An 18,495-nucleotide genomic window follows, 5' to 3' on the forward strand; every position below is an offset into this window, starting at 1 on the left:
TTCGTTCAGCGGGACAGGACCGTGCAGGCGCTCACGCCCGGGGCGCCGTACACGTGGGTGAAGCCGACCCTGGGCTCGCCGGGGACCTGGTGCTCGCCGGCCCGGCCGCGCAGTTGCTGCACCACCTCGTAGACCTGGCGCAGGCCGGAGGCGCCGATGGGCTCGCCGTTGGCGATGCACCCGCCGTCGGTATTGACGGGGAGCGCGCCGCCGATCTCCGTGGCGCCGGCGGCGATGAGCCGCTCCTGCTCACCGTCCTCGCAGAAGCCGCACTCGGCCATGTGCATGACCTCGGCGCCGCTCTCGGTGTCCTGGAGCTGGCAGAGGTCGATGTCGCCGGGGCCGATGCCCGCTTCTTCGAAGGCGGCGGCGGACGCGTCGCGGCTCACGCTCGTCAGCTCCCCGCCGGGGATCGACGGGCTGAACACTTCGAACGAGCCGTAGCGGCGGGTGCGTACGGCCGCCGAACGCAGCGTCACCGACGGGCCGTCCAGGGTGCGGGCGACATCGGGCGAGCAGAGGACGAGAGCCGCGGCGCCCGCCCCCGGAGAGCAGAACATGAAGCGGGTGAGCGGGTCACTGACCATGCCCGAGTCCAGGATCTCCCCGGCGGACACCGGCTTGCGCCGCCACGCCTCGGGCGTCAGCTCGCCGTTCCGGTACGCCTTCTCGGCGACACGCGCGAGGGTCAGCGGTGTGATCCCGTGGTCGTGCATATAGCGCTGGATCTTCATGCCGAAGAACTGGGTGGTGACCATCAGCCCGTCGCTGCCGTACTCCGCGCCCAGGCCCCAGTCCTCGGGGCGCGGGTCGAAGGCGCCACGCGGGTGCTTGTCGAATCCGACGGCGAGGACGACGTCGGCCATGCCCGAGCGGATGGCGTTGACCGCGGAGACGAGTGCGCTGCCGCCGGTCGCGCACCCGTTCTTGACGTTCACGAACGGCAGACCGGTCAGCCCGAGTTGGGCGACGAGCGTGTCGGCGAGCCCGGCGCTGTCGCTGCCGCCGAAGGCCGCCCGTACCCGGGACCACTCGATACCGGCGTCGGCGAGCGCGGCGTTCACCGCGCTCACGGCAAGCTGCCGGCCGCTCGCCTCGGAGCGGCCGAAGGGCGTACGGCCGGCGCCGCAGACCAGGACGTCGGTACTCACGGCCCCTCCTCTCTAGGACTGTTCGCCCCTGTAGGGGCGTTCGGCCTGGCCCTGGGCACCCCGTCCCCGGCGGTCACCGTGAGCGGCATCCCGATCCGTACGTCGTCGAGGTCGTCGACGTCGAGGACCGCCGCCACTCGGACGCCGTCCACCAGCTCGACGTAGCCGAGCGCAAACGGGCGGAAGCCGCCGGGCGGTTCCTGGTACGGGGGCGACTTGGGCGCATAGCGCTGCACGGTCCAGGTCCACAGCGTGCCCTCGCCGTGGAGGGCCAGCGGCTGGGCCGCCCCTCCACAGCGCGGGCAGGTGACGTCCGCGGGGTAGAGGGCCACCGAGCAGCCGGAGCAGCGTGCGCCCTGGAGCCCGGCGGCCGGACTCCGCGGAGGCGTGGTCATCGCGGTCAGCGCCCCGTCCACTTCGGCTCGCGCTTCTCCAGGAAGGCCGACACACCTTCGGCGGCGTCGTCGGAGTTGAGCGCCACACCCACGGCGAGGTGCTCCATGACCATCAGCGACTGGGTGTCGGCGTCCAGGCTGCGGTCGATGGTCATCTTGGTGAGCCACATCGTGAACGGGCTCTTGTCGGTGAGGTGACTGATGAACTCCTCGACCGTCTCGTCCAGCTTCTCCGCGGGAGCGGACTTGTTGATGAGGTCGAACTCGGCGGCCTCGACGCCCGAGAGCAGCTTGCCCGTGAGCATCAGCTCCTTGGTCTTGCGGATGCCGATCATGCGCGGGACGCGGTAGATCGGGCCCGCGCCGCCGAACAGCGAGCGGTTGATGTGGAAGTCGCCGATCTTGGCGTCGTCGGCGGCGATCGCGAAGTCGCAGGAGATCATGATCTCGAAGCCGCCCGCGGTGACGTAGCCCTCCAGGACGGCGACCGAGGGGGTCTTCATCGAGTAGAGGCGGTCGCAGACCTTCGCGGACTTGACCGCGACGTCGATGGCGTTGGACTTGCCGACGAAGTCCGCCTTCAGACTGTCGAGGTCGAAGCCTGAGCAGAAGGTGTTGCCGCGGCCACGGATGACCAGGACACGGAGCTCGGGGTCCGCGTCGACCTCGGTGATGATCTCGTCGAGCCGGTCCAGGATCGGCACGGTGACGCAGTTCTTCTTCCAGGGGCGGTTGAGCCAGACGCGGGCGACGTGGCCGTCACGCTCGAACTGGATCTCGTCTTCCACTGCCATCTCTGAACCCTCCGGTTCTGCCGAACTTCCGAAACTGAACTGAATTCACTACGAGTTTGGAGAGTTGCCGACCCACTGTCAACCCTCCAACTGAACCTGATTCAGGAATGCAGCAGCACGTCGCTCGCCCCAACGTCGACGAGCACCTTGAGCCGCCGCCCGTCCCGCACGTCGTGCAGCCCCGCGACCGTCTCGGTGAGCGGGATGTGATCGAGCCAGCCGTCCGTCGGATACCGCCCGTCGGACATGTGGCCGATGACCCGCTCGAAGACGCCGTCGGGATACGCCTCGGCACCGAGCAGGGCGAGTTCGGCCAGCCGCAGGACCGAGGTGTCGAGGGCGACCGGGCCCGGGTACAGGGCGACCAGGACGACGGGTGCACGGGCGGCCACCGAACGGAGTGCGGCGTCCAGCACGTCGGGCCGCCCGGAGCACTCGATCGCGGCGTCCACTCCCCTGCCACCGGTACGGCGCAGCACCTCCTCGGCCACGTCGGCCGCGCCGGGGTCGAGCACCCGGGCGCCGTGCCGCTCGGCCGCCGCGCGGCGCGACGGCGAGGGCTCGACCACGGTCACGTCCTCGACGCCGTGCGCCTTGAGCGCGAACAGCGCACCCATGCCCACCGCGCCCGCGCCGGTGACCAGCGCACTCCCGCCGGCCCCGACTCCGGCCCGCTCCACCGCGTTCAGCCCGACCGCCATGGGCTCGACGAGCGCACCCTGTTCCAGCGGCAGCCCCTCGGGCAGGCGGTGCACGGCGCCGGCCGGCACCACCACGTACTCGGCGAGGCCGCCACCCGGGGAGGTCACCCCGATCGCCGCGAGCCGGCTGCACAGATGCGACAGGCCGGAGGTGCATCGCGGGCACTGGCCGCAGGTGCGGATCGGGCGTACACAGACCCGGTCGTCCACCGCCACCCGGTCGACCCCTGCACCGCGACCCACGACCGTTCCCGCGAACTCGTGCCCCAGCGTCTGCGGCAGCGTGGCGCCGGTCAGCGGGTTGGGCACATGGGTGGCGCGCGGCGCTTCGAAGTACTCGTGCACATCGGTGCCGCAGATGCCCGCGTACGCCACGCGGATCTTCACCTCGCCCGGGCCCGGCTCGGGTTCGGGCATGTCCTCGATCCGCAGATCCTTCACTCCGTACAACCTGGCGGCGAGCACGGTTCCTCCCGGGGTTCGGCTGTTCCGTCCGGACCTTGCGCCCGGACCTTCCAGACGCCCCGAGACTCCCATCGAACTGAACCGACTTCAATAGAATCCCTTGAGTCCTTCACCTACTTCGGTTCAGTATGAGGATCCGGCAGGCCCATCCGACTTTCCATCTCCTGAGCAGCAACGAGAGGACCTTCATGTCCGATATTTCCCGTCTCGGTGTCGTCGGCTGCGGCCTGATGGGCTCCGGCATCGCCGAGGTCGCCGCGCTGCGCGGCCTCGATGTCACCGTCGCCGAGTCGACACCCGAACTGGCGGCCGCCGGCCGCGGCCGGATCACCGCGTCCCTCGACCGCGGTCTGCGGCGCGGCAAGCTCACCGCCGCCGACCGCGACCAGGCTCTGGCCCGGCTCTCCTTCACGCACGACCTGGAGGAGCTCGCGGACCGGCAGTTCGTCATCGAGGCCGTGGCCGAGAACCGGGAGGTGAAGCTGGAGCTGTTCCGCCGGCTCGACAAGGTGGTCACCGACCCGGCCGCCGTGCTCACCACCAACACCTCCTCGATCCCGGTCGTCGACCTCGCCGTCGCCACCGGCCGGCCCTCCCAGGTGGTCGGCCTGCACTTCTTCAACCCCGTCCCCGTACAGCGGCTCGTCGAGGTGATCCCCGCGCTCACCACCGGCGCCGAGGCCCTGGCCCGCGCCCGCGCGTTCGCCGCCGAGGGGCTCGGCAAGGAGGTCGTCCAGGCGCCCGACCGCTCGGGCTTCGTGGTCAACGCGCTGCTCGTGCCGTATCTGCTGGCCGCGATCCGCATGGTCGAGTCGGGGATGGCGAGCGCGCAGGACATCGACAGCGGCATGGAACTGGGCTGCGCCCACCCGATGGGGCCGCTGCGGCTGCTCGACCTGATCGGCCTGGACACGGCGCAGGCCGTCGCCGAGTCGATGTACGAGGAGTTCAAGGAGCCGCTGTACGCCGCTCCCCCGCTGCTGCAACGGATGGTCGCGGCAGGGCAGTTGGGGCGCAAGAGCGGGCGCGGGTTCTACACGTACGACGCCTGAGGGAGGGGATGGAGAGCATGTGGCCCACTCATCCGCCCGCGCCCGAGTCGGCCGCGCGCTATCGGGAGCGTGGAGCGTGGCGGGACCGTCCGCTCGGCGGGTATCTGACGCGGGCGGCCGCCGTGTGGCCGGACGCGCTCGCCGTGGTCGACGGCGACCGGCGGCTCACGTTCGCCGACGTCGACCGTCAGGCGACGGCGCTGGCGGCGGCCCTGCATGCACGCGGGATCGGCCAGGACGACGTCGTCTCGTTCCAGCTTCCCAACATCGCCGAAGCGGTGGTGCTGTTCCAGGCGGTGCTGAAGGTGGGCGCCGTCGCCAACCCGATCGTTCCCATCTACCGCGGGCACGAGCTGCGCTTCATCCTCGGCCAGGCCCAAACGAACATCGCGTTCGTGCCGGGTGACCACCGGGGTTTCGACTACCCGGAGCTGTACCGCAGGCTGCGCACCGAACTGCCCGGGCTGCGGGATGTGGTGGTGGTCGGTGGCGGGAGCGGAGCCGAGGGGACCACGTCCTGGGACGAGTTCCTGACCTTGGCCGGCCCCGACCCGGCCGCCACCGTGCGCGCCCTGCCCGATCCCGACCCCGATCAGGTGTGCCTGCTCCTGTACACGTCGGGGACGACCGCCGCACCCAAGGGCGCACTGCACAGCCACAACACGCTCGGCTTCGAAAACGCCTCACTGGTCCAGCAGTTCGGGCTCAATGAACGGGACGTGATCTTCAATCCCTCGCCGGTCACGCATGTCACCGGGGTGAACTGCGCGCTGATCCTGCCGTTCCTGCTCGGCGCTCCCGTCGTCCTGCACGACCGGTGGGACCCGAAGACCGCGTTGCGGCAGATCACGCACGAGCGGGCGAGCTTCATGATCTTCTCGACGCCGTTCCTGACCGATCTGCTGGCTGTCGCCGAGGCGTCGGACGTGACGACCCCGACGGTCCGCCACCTCGTCTGCGGCGGCGCGGACATTCCCGACGAGCTCGCGCGCCGTGCCACGCGGCGGCTCGGCCTGGTGACCCGGATGTACGGGGCGACGGAGGGCCCCTCGGTGACCGCCTCGGGCCGCCTGGATCCCGCCGGGGTCCGTCTCCGCACCGACGGAACACCGCTCGCCCCCACCGAGGTCGTGGTCGCGGACGACGCGGGCGAGCCCGTCGGCCCGGGTGTCGTCGGGGAGGTGCTGTGGCGCGGCCCCGACACCTGTCTCGGCTACCTGGACGCCACGCTCAACGCGGCCGCGTTCACTGCCGACGGCTGGTTCCGCAGCGGCGATCTGGCACGGTTCGACGCGCACGGCGCGCTGCGGATCGAGGGGCGGATCAAGGACATCATCAACCGTTCGGGGGAGAAGATCAGCACCCACGAGGTGGAGAACCTCCTCGGTGCACACCCCGCTGTCGCCGAGGTCGCCGTCGTGGCCGGGCCGGACGAGCGGACGGGCGAGCGGGGGTGCGCGTTCGTCGTGACCCGGCCGGGGTGTGACCTGACGCTTGCCCAGGTCAGGGAGCATCTGTCCGCGCGGGAGGTGGCGACCAGGAAGTTCCCGGAGAGTCTCTTCCTGGTCGACTCGCTCCCGTACACACCCAGCGGGAAGATCAAGAAGTTCGCGTTGCGGGACTGGCTGCGTGATCGGGCGTCGGCTCTCGGTGTCACGGTCCGGGCCATGGAGGAAGGCGTCGTACGAGAGCGGTGAGCGGCCGGGCCGCACAGGACCGGCCGCTCACCTGTCAGACCCCGCCGCGTAGTTCGTCCGCGCAACGCTCGGCCAGCATCATGGTCGTCGTGTTGGTCGGGACGGCCGGGATGTCCGGCATGACGGAGGCGTCGATGACGTACAGGCCCTCGACTCCGTGCACCTTTCCGCTCTGGTCGACGACGGCCGTCGCGGTGCCCTCACCGCCCATGGCACACGTGCCCACGGCGTGGCAGCAGGTGTTCTTGCCCTCGCGGATCGCGCGGATCAGATCGGCGTCGGTGGTGACGTCGGGGCCCGGCCATGTCTCGGCCTTGATGTACTTCTGCAAGGGGCCCGACTCCATGATCGTGCGCATGTGCCGGATGCCGGCGACCATGCGGCGCAGGTCGTCGGGGTGGTCGAACAGCCCGAGGCTGATGCGCGGCGCGGCCTCCGGGTCCCGGGAGACGATCTCCATGCTGCCGAGGGAGTACGGGCGGTAGACGACGAGCGGGACCAGGAGCTGCCCGGGTTCCATGGTCAGGGCCACAGCGTGCAGGTCCACGTCGCCCGCGCCCCCGCTGCCGGGCCCACCCGCGGAGAAGGTGAGCACGGCCTGCAGCGGCGGGGTGAGGTCGCCGACCGCTGCCTCGTCGACCTCGTAGGTCAGGTACACCATCGGGTGGTCGCGCAGGTTCTTGCCGACGCCTTCGAGGGCCCGCACCACCGGGATGCCCAGCTCGTCGAGGAGTCCGCGCGGTCCGATGCCGGAGCGCATGAGGATCGACGGGCTGCCGATGGACCCGGCCGAGAGCACGACGAGGTCGGCTTCGATGCGGGTGCCGTCGGCGAGGACCGCCGCGCGGGCCGCCGTCCCGTCCTCGGTGAACTCCACACGGTCGACAGTCTGTTCGCCGATGACGGTGAGGTTCACCCGCTCACGTGCCGGGGCCAGATAGGCGACGGCCGAGCTCTGGCGGACCCCGTCCAGACGGTTCAGCGGGAGGGGGCCGGCGCCGAGCCGCTGTGCACCGTTCATGTCCTCGTGGACCGGGTGCCCGGCCTGCGCGCACGCGTCCAGGAACGCGGCCATGACGGGGCGCAGACCCTCGCCCTCGGTGAAGCGCTGGATGTGGACGGGCCCGCCGGTGCCGTGCAGGTCGCCGCCGACCGGGTCGTCCTCCAGCTTCTTCAGGTAGGGCAGGACCTCGTCCCAGGACCAGCGGTCGTTGCCGAGGGCGGTCCAGCGGGCGAAGTCCTCGGGGGTGGGGCGCAGGGCGTTGGCACCGTTGACGGACGAGGAGCCGCCGATGACCTTGCCTCGCAGGACGGGCACGACGCCCTGCTCCACGATGCCGAACGTCGGGCTGTCGTCGGCCGCGACGACGTCGTCGGTCGCGACATAGCCCCAGTCGTGGGTGGTGAAGCCGATCCGGTTGGCGTCGAGGACTTCCGGCGCGGTTTCCCCGGGCGTGCGGTAGTCGGGTCCGGCCTCGATCAATGTAACGGTGTTCGAGGGGACTTCGCTCAGCCGGGAGGCCAGGATGCCACCGGCAGAGCCTCCCCCCACGACCACAATGCGACGTGACATTGCCTTCTCCTTACGTCAGGGAGTGAAACGGCGGGCCGGCCCGGGTCAGGACACCCGTTCAGCGTCCGCCACGTCCTGTGCCGCCGCGCGTCCCTCCGCGACGGCGTGTGCGATACGGCGCGGTACGACGCAGTCGCCGACCGCGCGGACCGTCTGCCCGTCGACGGGCACGTGGTCGAGCGGGCGCGGGCGGCGTTCGCCGACGGTCACGAGGAGGTCGGCGCCGAGGCCGGCCGAGTGCCCGTCGAGGACGCTCCTCAGCCGCAGTTCGCCGGCGGCTGTCGTCGAGGACACGGTCGTCATCGGGATGACCCGCAACGGCGCACCGGCGAGCCGGTTCATCAACTGGGTGCGGTTCTCCGGCGAGAGGCCGGTCGCGAATCCGGTGCCGGGTGTGACGACGGTGACCTCGCTCGCCCCCGCAGCCAGCGCGGACTCTACCGCGCTGACCCCCTGCCACCAGCCGAATCCGTCGTCGAGGACCGCGACCCTGCGGGCGTCCGGGACGGTGTCGGCGTACCGGCCGAGGAAATCCGTGCTGGTGCGCGTCGGCAGGTCGCCGGGGATGGGGACCTCGGCCTCCTCGGCGCCCGTGGCGTACACGACCTGGTCGTACGGAGCGAGCTCGGCCGCGGACGGTGACGTGCCGAGCAGTACGCGAACCCCGAGGTCGGCGAGTCGGCCCCACTGGAAGTCGACGAGCGCCCGCCAGCCGGTGCGGTGTGCGGCGAGGCCGGCGAGGCGCGCCTGGCCGCCCGGCTGCGCGGCGCGCTCGAAGACGACCACCTCGCGGCCCGCCCGTGCGAGCCCCATCGCGCACTCCATTCCGGCCGGGCCCGCCCCGATGACCGCGACCGATCCGTTCCTCGGGCCGCGCCGGGTCAGCAGCAGTGGGACGGCGGGGCGGGCGGGCGCGCCGGGAGGGCCGAGTTCGGGGTTGACCGAGCAGGAGCCGGTGGGTTCGAAGGTGCGGCAGCCTTCGTTGCAGCCCGTGCAGGGGCGGATGGCCCGCTCGTCGCCGGCGACCATCTTGTGGGCGACGTCGGGGTCGGCGATGAACGGCCGCGCCATGCCGACGAGGTCGGCCCCCGCCTCCAGGGCCCGTCCGATGTCGGTGGCCGACCGGAATCCCTGGCTGATCAGCAGGGGGACTTCGATCGCGGCGCGCAGCCGGGTCACGGAGTCGAGGAGCGGCGGCCGGGTGGTGGCCATGTCCGGGACGTAGGTGTTGCGGACCCCGGTGGTGACATTGGCGTACGTGAAGGGCGCGGCGGCGCGGAGGCGCGGCAGCAGCTCGACGAGGTCGTCGAGGCCGAGCCCGGAGTCCTCCCCCGGCTCCACCGACACCCTTACGCCGAGCGGCAGTTCACCGATCTCGGTGCGGATCGCCTCGATGACCTGGGCGAGCAGGGCGATGCGGTCGCCGTATGCGTCGTCCCGGGTGTTGTTGACGCCGGAGAGGAACTGAGCGAGCAAGTAGCCGTGCCCCGCGTGGAGTTCGATGCCGTGAAAGCCGGCCGCCACGCTGTTGGCCGCCGAGACGCGGAACGCTTCGACGACCCGGCGCACCTCTTCGGTGCTGAGCGCGTGCGGCGCGCTCGCCTCGCGCGGGGAGCGTACGGCCGCGGCGGAGACCGGCGCGTAGTAGGTGCCCGCGCCGAGCGTCTCGCGGCCGAGGTGCACGAGCTGGGCGATGGCGACGGCACCGCCGTCGGTGATGGCCTCGGCGCGGCGGCGTACGGCGTCCTTGATCTCGGGGCGCCATGCTTCCGTCAAGTACCGTTGCGGCAGGGTCGATTCGGGGGCCACGGCCGTGCCGCCAGTGATCACCATGGCGGCGCCGCCCTGCGCGAGGCGCCGCCAGTAGGCGGCGTCGGCCTCGGTGGGGGCGCCGTCGGCGACGGCGGCGGTGGCGTGCGCGGTGGCGACGAGCCGGTTCCGCAAGGTGAGGGCGCCGAGGGAGAACGGTGCGGCGAGATCGGGGGCGGTGGCGGTATCCGTACCGGTACGGGACGTCATGCGGCTCTCTTCCAGGTCTTCCGGCTCGACCGGCTCAGGCGGCGGGCCGGCGGTCCAGGCCGATGAGTCCGGCGATCCGGTCCCGGTGCCGGTCGGCCGTTCCGAACAGCACCGCGCTGCTGCGCGCCCGGCGTACGTACAGGTGCGCCGGGTGCTCCCAGGTGAAGCCGATGCCGCCGTGCAGTTGCACGTACTCGGCCGTGGCCAGGCGGAAGGTCTCCGAGCAGACCGCGGCGGCCGCACTGGCGGCGACGGGAAGCTGCGCCGGCGCAGCGGCCACGCACGCCGTCGCGTACGCGGAGGCCGAGCGCGCCGCCTCGACCGCGACCAGGACGTCCGCGAGCCGGTGCTTGACCGCCTGGAAGGATCCGATCGGCCGCCCGAACTGCTCGCGCTGGGAGACGAATTCAACGGTGGCGTCCAGTGCGTGTCCACTGCCCCCGAGTTGCTCGGCGGCGAGCGCTGCCCGCCCGGCGTCGAGGGCGAATTCCACGTCGCCCGACTCCCCCATGGCCGTGGCAGGCGCTCCGCGGAACGTCACCTGTGCCTGGCGGCGCGTCTCGTCGAGGACACGGCGCGGCGTCCGGACGCACGTGTCCTGGGCCGCTTCGCACGTGAACAGCCGCGCCCCTTCCGGCGTGTGCGCCCGTACGACGATCAGGTCGGCACCCGCACCGTCGAGCACGAAGTCGGTTTCGCCCCGCAGCACCCATCCGGAGGCGCCACGTTCGGCACGGACCGCGGGAACGGTGCCCTCGGGTACGCCACATCCGCCGAATCCGGCCACGGTGGCGGTCAAGGTGCCGTCGGCGATCCGCGGCAGGTATCGCTCGCACGCCTGCCGGTCGCCGCTGCCGAGCAGGGCGTACGCGGCGAGGCCGACGGTGGAGAGCAGCGGCCCGCAGTAGAGGGCGCGCCCCGACTCCTCGAAGGCGACGGCGAGTTCGGCGAAGGTGAAGCCCGACCCGCCGTGCTCCTCGGGGATCGCAAGTCCGTGGACGCCGATCTCACCGGCGAGCCGCGTCCACAGCGCCTCGTCGTGCCCGCGCGGGGTGGCCTGATGCTTGCGTACGTCCTCGGGCCCGCTCGCCGATGCGAACAACTCCCGTAGTACAGACCGTAGTTCACGCTGCTCGTGGGTCTCCGAGAGGAGCTGGGGGTCGATGTCGGGGTGGCGAAGGTTCACGGGAGCTCCAGGAAAGGGACAGGGGCGAAGAGAGAGACGGGCGGGCCGATGAGCAACGGCAGGACCGGTCAGTGGGCTCCGGGCCCGCCGCCGCGCGGCACGCCCCGGGTGACCTGCTCCGGAAGGCCACGGCCCGGATCCGTCGAGACCGTCTTTGTCAGCAGGAACTCCTGCACGGCGTCCGGACCGTGCTCGCGCCCGAGCCCGGACTTCTTGAAGCCGCCGAACGGCGAACCCAGGTCGGCCGCGAAGGTGTTGACGGAGAACGTGCCGGTACGCACGCGCCGGGCGACGTCGAAGCCGTGGGCCGTGTCCGCCGTGAACACCGATCCCGACAGGCCGAGTTCGCTGTCGTTGGCGATCCGGACGGCGTCGTCCTCGCCGCGGTGCGGGATGAGGGAAGCGACGGGCCCGAAGATCTCCTCGCGGGACACTCGCATGTCGTTGTGCGCGTCGGTGACGAGGGTCGGCTCGTAGTACCAGCCACGGTCGCGTCCGGCCGGCCTGCGCCCTCCGTAGGCGATGGTCGCGCCTTCCTTCCGGGCCACATCGACGTAGTACTCGACGCGGTCGCGCTGGGCCGAGGTGATGAGCGGGCCGAGCGCCGTGTCGGCTTCGAAGGGATCGCCGACCTTGAGCGAGGCGAAGGCGTCGGCGAGGGCCTCCGCGTAGGCCGGGTACTGGGACTCGGGGACGAGCAGGCGGGTCTGGGCGACGCAGCTCTGGCCGGAGTTGGTACCGACGCTCGCCCCGACCAGGGTCGGGACGACGTCCTCGATCCTCGCGTCCTCGAGGACGATGGCCGCGGACTTGCCGCCGAGTTCCAGGACGCAGGGCCGGACGAGTGCGCCGCAGGCAGCCGCGATCCGGGCGCCCACCTCGACCGAGCCGGTGAAGGTGACCATGTCGACGCCGGGGTGGCGGACCAGGTACTCGGACTCGGGTGCGCGGGCGGCGACGATGTTGAGGACGCCGGGCGGCAGGCCGGTCTCCGCGCAGATCTCACCGATGACGAAGAGCGCGAGGGGGTTGGGTTCGGTGACCTTGACGACGACGGTGCAGCCCGCGACGAGGGCCGGTCCGGCCTTCTGCCCGATCGCCGGGAGCGCGAAGTTGTAGGCCGGGAAGCAGGCGACGACGCCGGCGGGTTCCTTGACGACGAGGCTCGATCCCGCCATCGGGATGATGCCGCCGCCGGCCGACGCGCCCGCGAGAGGCGACAGGTCGCTCACGCGCACCTCGTCGGTCCGCAGGGTGCGTCCGACCTCGGCGGCGTAGTTGAGGCTCATGACGGGAGAGACCGTCTGATAGATCTGCGACAGGAGCAGCGTGCAGCCGAGCTCTTCGGTGATGAGCTCGGCGAGCTCATCGCGTCGCCGTTCGATGCCCTCGGCGAGCCGGGTGAGGTGGTCGGCGCGCTGTGCGGGGGTGAGCCGGGGCCACTCCCCCTCGTCGAAGGCGCGCCGGGCGGCGGCGACCGCCGCGTCGATGTCGCCCTCGGTGGCGGCCGGGACCCGACCGATGCGCTGCTCGGACCTGGGTGAGACGACGTCGAAGTGGTCGGAACCGGTGGCCGCCCGCCAGGTTCCGTCGATGAAGAAGGCTTTGTGGTCGACAGGGGTCATCGTTCCTCCGGGAAGACAAGGGGCGGACAGGCGGACGGGCAGGTCATGGCCGGTGGGCCCCGGCACGCGTCGCGCCGGCCGTCTCCGCTGCGGTGAGCCCGAAGACAAGGGCGGAGGCGATGCCTCCCGCGTACGCGCGGTGCCACAGGCCGCCCGTGTCCGATCCGGCGGCGAGCAGCCCCGGGATCGGGCGGCCGTCCGCCGCGAGCACCCGCGCCCGGTCGTCGATCCGTACGCCGTGGAAGGGGAAGGTGATGGCCGGCTCCGTTTCGATGACGTAGTACGGCGGTTCGTCCAGCGGCAGGGCGTCCCGCTTTCGTCCGGGTACGGATTCCGCCGTCGCCGCCGACTCGTTGAAGGACCGGACAGCGTCACGGACGGTCGGGCCGTCGTAGCCCCACTCCGCCGGCAGGAAGGCGAGTTCGTCGAGGTCCTCGGCCAGTCCCGCGCGGCCGCCTCGCTTGCTCGTCAGCGCGAACTTGTCGACGGCGACGGCCCCTGCGACGTAACTGCCGACGATCCAGTCACGGAACACGCGGGCGTCCGCGATGAGCAGGCCGCGGCTCTCGGGCTGGTCGAGGAGGGCCATGGCGGTGAGGTGGTCGCCGAGCGTCTCGTCGGTGAACCGTTCGCCGCGCAAGTTGAGGAGCAGCGCGTGCTCGCTGTAATAGAGCGACAGATCGACGAAGTCGGCCGGGTCGGCGAAGGGAACGCCCGTGGGGACGAGGTGCCCGTAGAAGCCCGCGTCGTCACCACCGGCGGCCGCGCCCGCATCCCTCGCCAGTCGGTAACCACGGCCCCGGCTGCAGGAGTTGGAGCGGAGCTGCATACGGCCGGCGCGCGGGTGCACATGTGCGGTGCGCAGCTCCGTATCGCCTTGGAAGCCGCCGGTCGCCAGCAGTGTCGTGCGGGCCCGGACCCGCCGGAGTGCGCCGTCGGCGGTCCGCAGATCCGCTCCCACGACGGCGCCCCGCTCCTTCACCAACCGGTCGGTCTCGGTCCCCAGCAGCAGCTCACCGCCGCCCTCGGCCACGAGGCGCCGGCAGGTGTCGACGTAGTGGTTGGTGTCGAACTGGTGGCCTTGGCCGAAGCTGAGGATGCGCTGGGCGTCCTTGGCCTCGACGCCGAGGGAGCGGATCCAGGCGATGCCGTCGGTGAACCGGTCCACCAGCGCGCGCTTGAGCGCACGGTCTCCGTGCGGGTTGTGCTCGTCCATGACGTCGTGGCTCGGGGCGGTCCACGCGTACCCCGCGAAGCGCGCCGAGCCGCCGACGTCCGTGGCGGTGTCGGTGATCACGACGGACAGGCCGTCCTGGACGGCGCGGGCCCCGGCGGTCAGCCCCGCCATCCCGGCACCGATGATCAGCAGATCGATATCTCCTGTGGCCACGTGCTCTCCTCCGGCCTTTCGTTTCCTGCAGGTCAGGCGACGGGAATGCGGGTTCGGTCGGTCACATCGGTGCGGGGGCCACAGAGGCGTCGTCCTGTCCGTCGAAGTAGGCATGTTCGGCGCGCGCGAGGAAGAGCGGGTCGCTGGCCTCGCCGCGGACGGCGACACCGCCCTCGTGCAGCACGACCACCTCGTGGCCGGCGGCCGCGGCGCGGGCAAGGGACTGTTCGAGAAGGACGACCGTCATGCCGTCGCGGGCGAGCCCGCCGAGGCGGCCGTAGACCTCGTCGACCATCGCCGGGGACAGGCCGAGCGCCGGTTCGTCGACGATCAGCAGGTCGGGCCCGGCCATCAGCGCCCGGGCGACGGCCAGGATCTGCTGCTCGCCGCCGGACAGTCCACCGGCGGCGACGCCCATCCGCTCGCGCAGCCTCGGCGGGAGCCACTGGGCGGTCTGTTCGAGCCGGGCCCGCAGTTCCGCTCCCTTGATGCCCGTCGCGTACGCGGCGACCTCCAGGTTCTCCCGGAGCGAGAGCGTCTTGAACAGGGCGCGTCCTTCCGGCACCAGTGCCGTCCGCAACTCGGCGGCCGCGGTGCGCCGGCCGCGTGTGGGTGACAGCGAGCCGTGCAGGATGCGGCCCAGGGTGCTCTTTCCCGCACCGTTGGCACCGACGATGCCGAGGACACTGCCCTGGGGGACGGTGAGGTCGATGCCGCGCAGTGCGGTGACTCCGCCGTAGTGGTGGTCGACCTCCTCGAGGCGTACGGCGACGTGCTCGGTGCCGTCCCTGTGCGGGAGCTCACCGCGGGTGCCGCCCTCACCCAGGTACGAGGAGCGGACGCGGGGGTCGTCGAGGATCCTGCCGGGTTCGCCCTCGCCGATCGGCCTGCCGAAGTCGAAGGCGACCACCCGGTGAGCCACGGCGAACAGGTCGTCGAGGACATGGTCGATGATCACGACGGCCGTGCCGCGCTTCTGCTGCCGCACGATCTGATGGGCGAGGAGCGTACGTTCCCGGGCGTCGAGGCCACCGAACGGCTCGTCCAGCACGAGGAGTTCGGGCTCTCCGGCGAGCGCCCTGGCCAGGTCGAGGCGCTTGTGGAGGCCGAACGACAGCTCGTCCGGCAGCTGGTCCGCGACATGCGCGAGGCCGACGCCCTCCAGAAGCTCGACCGCTCTCGCACGGTGCCGCGCGGTGTTCCGGCGGCGGGTGCACAGCACGTTCTCCAGGACCGTCAACTCGGCGAAGGTCTCGGCATGTTGGAACGTGCGCCCGATGCCGAGCCGGTGCCGTGCGGTGGCGCGGATCTTCAGCAGGGACCTGCCGCCGTAGACGGCGCTGCCCGCCGCCCGTCCGCCCCCGACGAGCCCCGACAGTACGTTCAGCAGGGTCGTCTTGCCCGCCCCGTTCGGCCCGATGATCGCCACGGTCTCCCCGGCCCGCACCGACATCGAGGCGCCTTCGAGCGCCTTGAGGCCACCGAAGGTGACGCCCACTTCGTCGAGCCGCAGCACTTCCGCGGCGGTCGCGGCCGGCTCGGGAACCTTCTCCGGAACCTCCTCGGCAGGCTCCGCGGCGGCCGAATCCTGCGCCGTCGAACGCCGCCGCAGCACCCGTCCCAGAAACGGCACCACGCCGCCGGGCAGGACCAGGAGCGCACCGATGAGCACCACGCCCTGGAGGATCGGCTGCGGCACCCCTGCGCTCTCGGCGGCGGTGGGCGCCCAGGTCAGATAGGCCCCGCCGACGACCGCGCCCACCAGCGTGCCCGCGCCGCCGAGTACGCACGCGGCGATCAGCGAGATGGCCAGCGTCAGCGAGAAGGGGTCCGGGCTGACGAACCCGACGACCAGGGCGAGCAGCACACCGGCCAGCGCGGCGAACGCGGCGCTGACGGCGAAGGCCAGGGCGGACTGGGCCTCCGGCGCGATCCCGACCGAACGGGCCGCCGCCGGATGGGACTTGGCGGCCACGAGCCGCATCCGCAGCGCACTCGGCCGGGCCAGCGCGGCCGCCGCGAGGGCGATTCCGGCGGCGCCCACGGCGATGTACTGCGCCTGCGTGCCGGCGCTGGCCAGCGTGCCGAGGCCGAGGGCACTGTCCAGCTTCTCCATGGGGATGCCCTGGTCTCCGCCGGTCACGCTGGTCCACTGCCCCATGACCTCCAGCGACACCATGGTGAACGCGAGCGTCAGCAGGGCCACGTACAGCATCGAGAACCGTGCCCCCGCGCCGCCCAGGAACGCCCCGAGGGCCGCGGCGCAACCGACCGCTCCGAGCACGACGGCCTCCACCGACCAGCCGTGGGTGCTGCCGTACGCCGCGAAGTACGCACCGAGCGCGAAGAGCGCGGGATGGGCGATCGACCAGATGCCGCCCCAGCCCGCGAGCAGCCCGACGGACAGCGCGAGGACGGTGTACACGGCCGCGATGCCCACGGAGTACGCCTGGTAGGGCGGGATGGCCCCGGAATGCATGACGAGGACGAGGACGAGCGCGGCGAGGGGACCGAGCGCCGCTCTCGTCGCGGTGGAACGTGCGAGGGCAGAAACCGAAACAGACACAGGCGAAGACATGGACCGCTCCCTCAGACCCGCTGGAACGTGCGCACGCCGAACAGCCCCTGTGGGCGGATCAGGAGCACGAGGATGGTGAACGAGAAGACGAAGGTGTCGCGGTAGCCACCCGAGACATAGCTCGCCGCGAGGTTGTCCAGGACACCCACTGTCAGGCCGCCGATGACAGCGCCGTACATGCTGGTCAGGCCGCCGAGGAAGATCCCCGCGAAGGCGCGGAACAGGGGCGCGCTCAGCACGGTCGGCACCAGGCCGGCCCGGGGCGCGTACAAGAACGCGGCGAGCGCGGCGAGGCCGAGTCCGAGCGCCCAGGCGATCCGGGCGATGCGCTGCGAGCCGATGCCGAGGATCTGCGCGGTGTGGGCGGACTCCGCGACGGCGCGCATGGCGGAGCCGATCGTCGTACGCCCGAAGAGATACGCCACCAGCGCCATGGCGACCGCCGCCACGGCGATCGTCAGCAGGCTCTGCGTCGGGATCGCTGCCCCGCCGAGGGAGACGGACCCCTCGACGAGGCTCGGGAAGAGGCGTGGCTGATCGTCCCAGACGGTACTGATGACGCTCTCCGCGATCAGCGAGATCCCCATGGTCATCACCAGCGCGGAGAGCAGCTCTCCGTGCGCGAGCGGCCTGATGACCGTTTCCCGCACGGTGAGGCCGACGCCCACGGTCACGGCGATCGCCGCCAGGGCGGCCGGCAGCAGCGGCAGGCCGCTGTCGTAGAGCGTCAGCGCGGCGTACAGCCCGACGACCGACAGGCTGGCGAGGGCGAAGTTCACCACGTCCGTCGCCCGATAGATGATCACCAGGCCGAGGCCCATCAAGCCGTACACCGCGCCACTGGCGAGACCGCTCACCAGGACGAGCAGAAGCTGATCCACGTCGACCGTCTCCTCGCACAGGGCACCCACGCACCCGACAACCTCGGCGCCCACGGGCGCACTGCGAACTGAACTCAATTCATGAACCGTAGGCACGCGGGGACCGACGGGCAATACCGGTGCACGACTTGTTTTGGGCGCGCTCCGCCTCGGCGCCCGTCACGCCATTCAGGCCGTGAAGCGACCGCCATTGGCGAGCAGCACCGCGCCGACCAGATTCGCCGCGGCGTCGCTCGCCAGGAACAGGGCGATGTCGGCGATCTCCGCCGGCGACGCGTACGGGCGCACCTTCGGGTCGGCGAACCCGGTGCGCAGCGCGGCGGGCGTCCGGGCCGCCATGCCCGTCTCCGTCGGCCCCGGCGCGACCACGTTCACCCGGATCCCGGCGGCGACGACCTCCTTGGCGACGGCCTGGCTCATCGCGTGCACACCGGCCTTGGAGGCCGCGTAGTGCGGATAACCGATCGGGGCATCGAAGGCCGACGAGGACCCGACGACGACGATCGCCCCCGCGCCCACCGGCCGCATGACCCGGACCGCGGCACGCAGGACATGGAAGGTCCCGTCCAGGTTGACCCGCATGACGCGCCGCCAGGCGGAGTCGCCGAGCCGGTCGGTGACCTCCGCCGGCCGCCCCTCGACCAGCGCGTCCGCGATGAGCTGCTTGGCCTCGGGGTCGTCGACCCCGGCGGCATGCACCAGGACGTCGAGCCGGCCGTGTTCGCGTACGAGGTCGTCGATGGCGGCATCGACGGCGGCGGCGTCGCCCACGTCGAGCCGGACCGCTTGCCCACCACTCCATTCCTTGGCCACAGTGGCCACGGCCTCCCCGTCGATATCGGCGAGGACCACCACGCGCGCCCCCTCCGCGGCCAGCTGCCGGGCGACGGCGGCGCCGATACCCGAGCCCGCCCCCGTCACCATCGCGACCCGCCCCTCGAACCGGCCGGGTCGCGCTGCCCCGTTCGTCTCCGCACTCGTCATCGCA

Annotated in this window: 14 protein-coding genes; 2 read left to right on the forward strand and 12 right to left on the reverse strand. The window is 71.8% G+C overall.

Translation table 11 applies throughout. From position 1 onward, the window contains the following. Positions 1-5: 5 nt before the first annotated feature. The 4 genes from IG84_RS0124750 to IG84_RS0124765 all read right to left on the reverse strand — a co-directional run bounded on the left by IG84_RS0124750 (position 6) and on the right by IG84_RS0124765 (position 3,482). Positions 6-1,151 carry a thiolase family protein gene (locus tag IG84_RS0124750; protein WP_031061404.1) on the reverse strand — a complete coding sequence of 382 codons (1,146 nt, stop codon included), beginning with the start codon at positions 1,149-1,151 and terminating at the stop codon, positions 6-8. Then, complete coding sequence (locus IG84_RS0124755; protein WP_031061406.1) at positions 1,148-1,546, reverse strand: Zn-ribbon domain-containing OB-fold protein; 399 nt, start codon at positions 1,544-1,546, stop codon at positions 1,148-1,150. The genes IG84_RS0124750 and IG84_RS0124755 overlap by 4 nt, the downstream gene beginning before the upstream one ends. Positions 1,547-1,551: 5 nt before the next feature. After that, complete coding sequence (locus tag IG84_RS0124760) at positions 1,552-2,340, reverse strand: enoyl-CoA hydratase/isomerase family protein (RefSeq protein ID WP_031061409.1); 789 nt, start codon at positions 2,338-2,340, stop codon at positions 1,552-1,554. 101 nt (positions 2,341-2,441) lie between these two features. Further along, positions 2,442-3,482 carry an alcohol dehydrogenase catalytic domain-containing protein gene (locus IG84_RS0124765; RefSeq protein WP_211266513.1) on the reverse strand — a complete coding sequence of 347 codons (1,041 nt, stop codon included), beginning with the start codon at positions 3,480-3,482 and terminating at the stop codon, positions 2,442-2,444. Positions 3,483-3,694: 212 nt separating this feature from the next. Here IG84_RS0124765 and IG84_RS0124770 point away from each other — a divergent pair, with 212 nt between their 5' ends. Both IG84_RS0124770 and IG84_RS0124775 read left to right on the forward strand, forming a co-directional pair. After that, entirely contained in the window at positions 3,695-4,558 is an 864-nt protein-coding gene (locus IG84_RS0124770; protein WP_031061414.1) for a 3-hydroxybutyryl-CoA dehydrogenase, read from the forward strand. Positions 4,559-4,575: 17 nt separating this feature from the next. Then, positions 4,576-6,255 carry an AMP-binding protein gene (locus IG84_RS0124775; protein WP_031061416.1) on the forward strand — a complete coding sequence of 560 codons (1,680 nt, stop codon included), beginning with the start codon at positions 4,576-4,578 and terminating at the stop codon, positions 6,253-6,255. 34 nt (positions 6,256-6,289) lie between these two features. Here the strand turns inward: IG84_RS0124775 and IG84_RS0124780 are convergent, their stop codons facing one another. From IG84_RS0124780 to IG84_RS0124815, 8 genes are all read right to left on the reverse strand, one after another. After that, a complete protein-coding gene (locus IG84_RS0124780; RefSeq protein WP_037800833.1) occupies positions 6,290-7,828 on the reverse strand; it encodes a GMC family oxidoreductase in 1,539 nt (512 codons plus the stop codon). Between the two features lie 45 nt (positions 7,829-7,873). Beyond that, positions 7,874-9,847: an oxidoreductase gene (locus tag IG84_RS0124785; protein ID WP_031061421.1), complete on the reverse strand. Its 1,974-nt coding sequence runs from the start codon at positions 9,845-9,847 to the stop codon at positions 7,874-7,876. Positions 9,848-9,881: 34 nt separating this feature from the next. After that, positions 9,882-11,033: an acyl-CoA dehydrogenase family protein gene (locus IG84_RS0124790; protein WP_031061425.1), complete on the reverse strand. Its 1,152-nt coding sequence runs from the start codon at positions 11,031-11,033 to the stop codon at positions 9,882-9,884. A 68-nt stretch (positions 11,034-11,101) separates the two neighbouring features. Next, positions 11,102-12,658 carry an aldehyde dehydrogenase gene (locus IG84_RS0124795; protein ID WP_031061430.1) on the reverse strand — a complete coding sequence of 519 codons (1,557 nt, stop codon included), beginning with the start codon at positions 12,656-12,658 and terminating at the stop codon, positions 11,102-11,104. A 43-nt stretch (positions 12,659-12,701) separates the two neighbouring features. After that, entirely contained in the window at positions 12,702-14,048 is a 1,347-nt protein-coding gene (locus IG84_RS0124800; protein WP_031061433.1) for an FAD-binding protein, read from the reverse strand. A 61-nt stretch (positions 14,049-14,109) separates the two neighbouring features. Next, the gene (locus IG84_RS0124805; RefSeq protein WP_051862344.1) at positions 14,110-16,626 is read right to left on the reverse strand and encodes an ATP-binding cassette domain-containing protein; all 2,517 of its coding nucleotides are present in this window, start codon (positions 16,624-16,626) and stop codon (positions 14,110-14,112) included. 11 nt (positions 16,627-16,637) lie between these two features. Continuing rightward, complete coding sequence (locus tag IG84_RS0124810) at positions 16,638-17,507, reverse strand: branched-chain amino acid ABC transporter permease (RefSeq protein ID WP_031061441.1); 870 nt, start codon at positions 17,505-17,507, stop codon at positions 16,638-16,640. A 168-nt stretch (positions 17,508-17,675) separates the two neighbouring features. Continuing rightward, positions 17,676-18,491: an SDR family NAD(P)-dependent oxidoreductase gene (locus IG84_RS0124815; protein WP_031061443.1), complete on the reverse strand. Its 816-nt coding sequence runs from the start codon at positions 18,489-18,491 to the stop codon at positions 17,676-17,678. Between the last annotated feature and the right edge of the window lie 4 nt (positions 18,492-18,495).

This window comes from Streptomyces ochraceiscleroticus (assembly GCF_000720485.1).
Lineage (GTDB): Bacteria > Actinomycetota > Actinomycetes > Streptomycetales > Streptomycetaceae > Streptomyces > Streptomyces ochraceiscleroticus.

Coding starts and splice junctions, on each gene's coding strand:
- IG84_RS0124755 (WP_031061406.1), bottom strand. CDS start 1,546: ATGACCACGCCTCCGCGGAGTCCGGCCGCCGGGCTCCAGGGCGCACGC.
- IG84_RS0124770 (WP_031061414.1), top strand. CDS start 3,695: ATGTCCGATATTTCCCGTCTCGGTGTCGTCGGCTGCGGCCTGATGGGC.
- IG84_RS0124775 (WP_031061416.1), top strand. CDS start 4,576: ATGTGGCCCACTCATCCGCCCGCGCCCGAGTCGGCCGCGCGCTATCGG.
- IG84_RS0124805 (WP_051862344.1), bottom strand. CDS start 16,626: ATGTCTTCGCCTGTGTCTGTTTCGGTTTCTGCCCTCGCACGTTCCACC.
- IG84_RS0124815 (WP_031061443.1), bottom strand. CDS start 18,491: ATGACGAGTGCGGAGACGAACGGGGCAGCGCGACCCGGCCGGTTCGAG.
- IG84_RS0124760 (WP_031061409.1), bottom strand. CDS start 2,340: ATGGCAGTGGAAGACGAGATCCAGTTCGAGCGTGACGGCCACGTCGCC.
- IG84_RS0124785 (WP_031061421.1), bottom strand. CDS start 9,847: ATGACGTCCCGTACCGGTACGGATACCGCCACCGCCCCCGATCTCGCC.
- IG84_RS0124780 (WP_037800833.1), bottom strand. CDS start 7,828: ATGTCACGTCGCATTGTGGTCGTGGGGGGAGGCTCTGCCGGTGGCATC.
- IG84_RS0124795 (WP_031061430.1), bottom strand. CDS start 12,658: ATGACCCCTGTCGACCACAAAGCCTTCTTCATCGACGGAACCTGGCGG.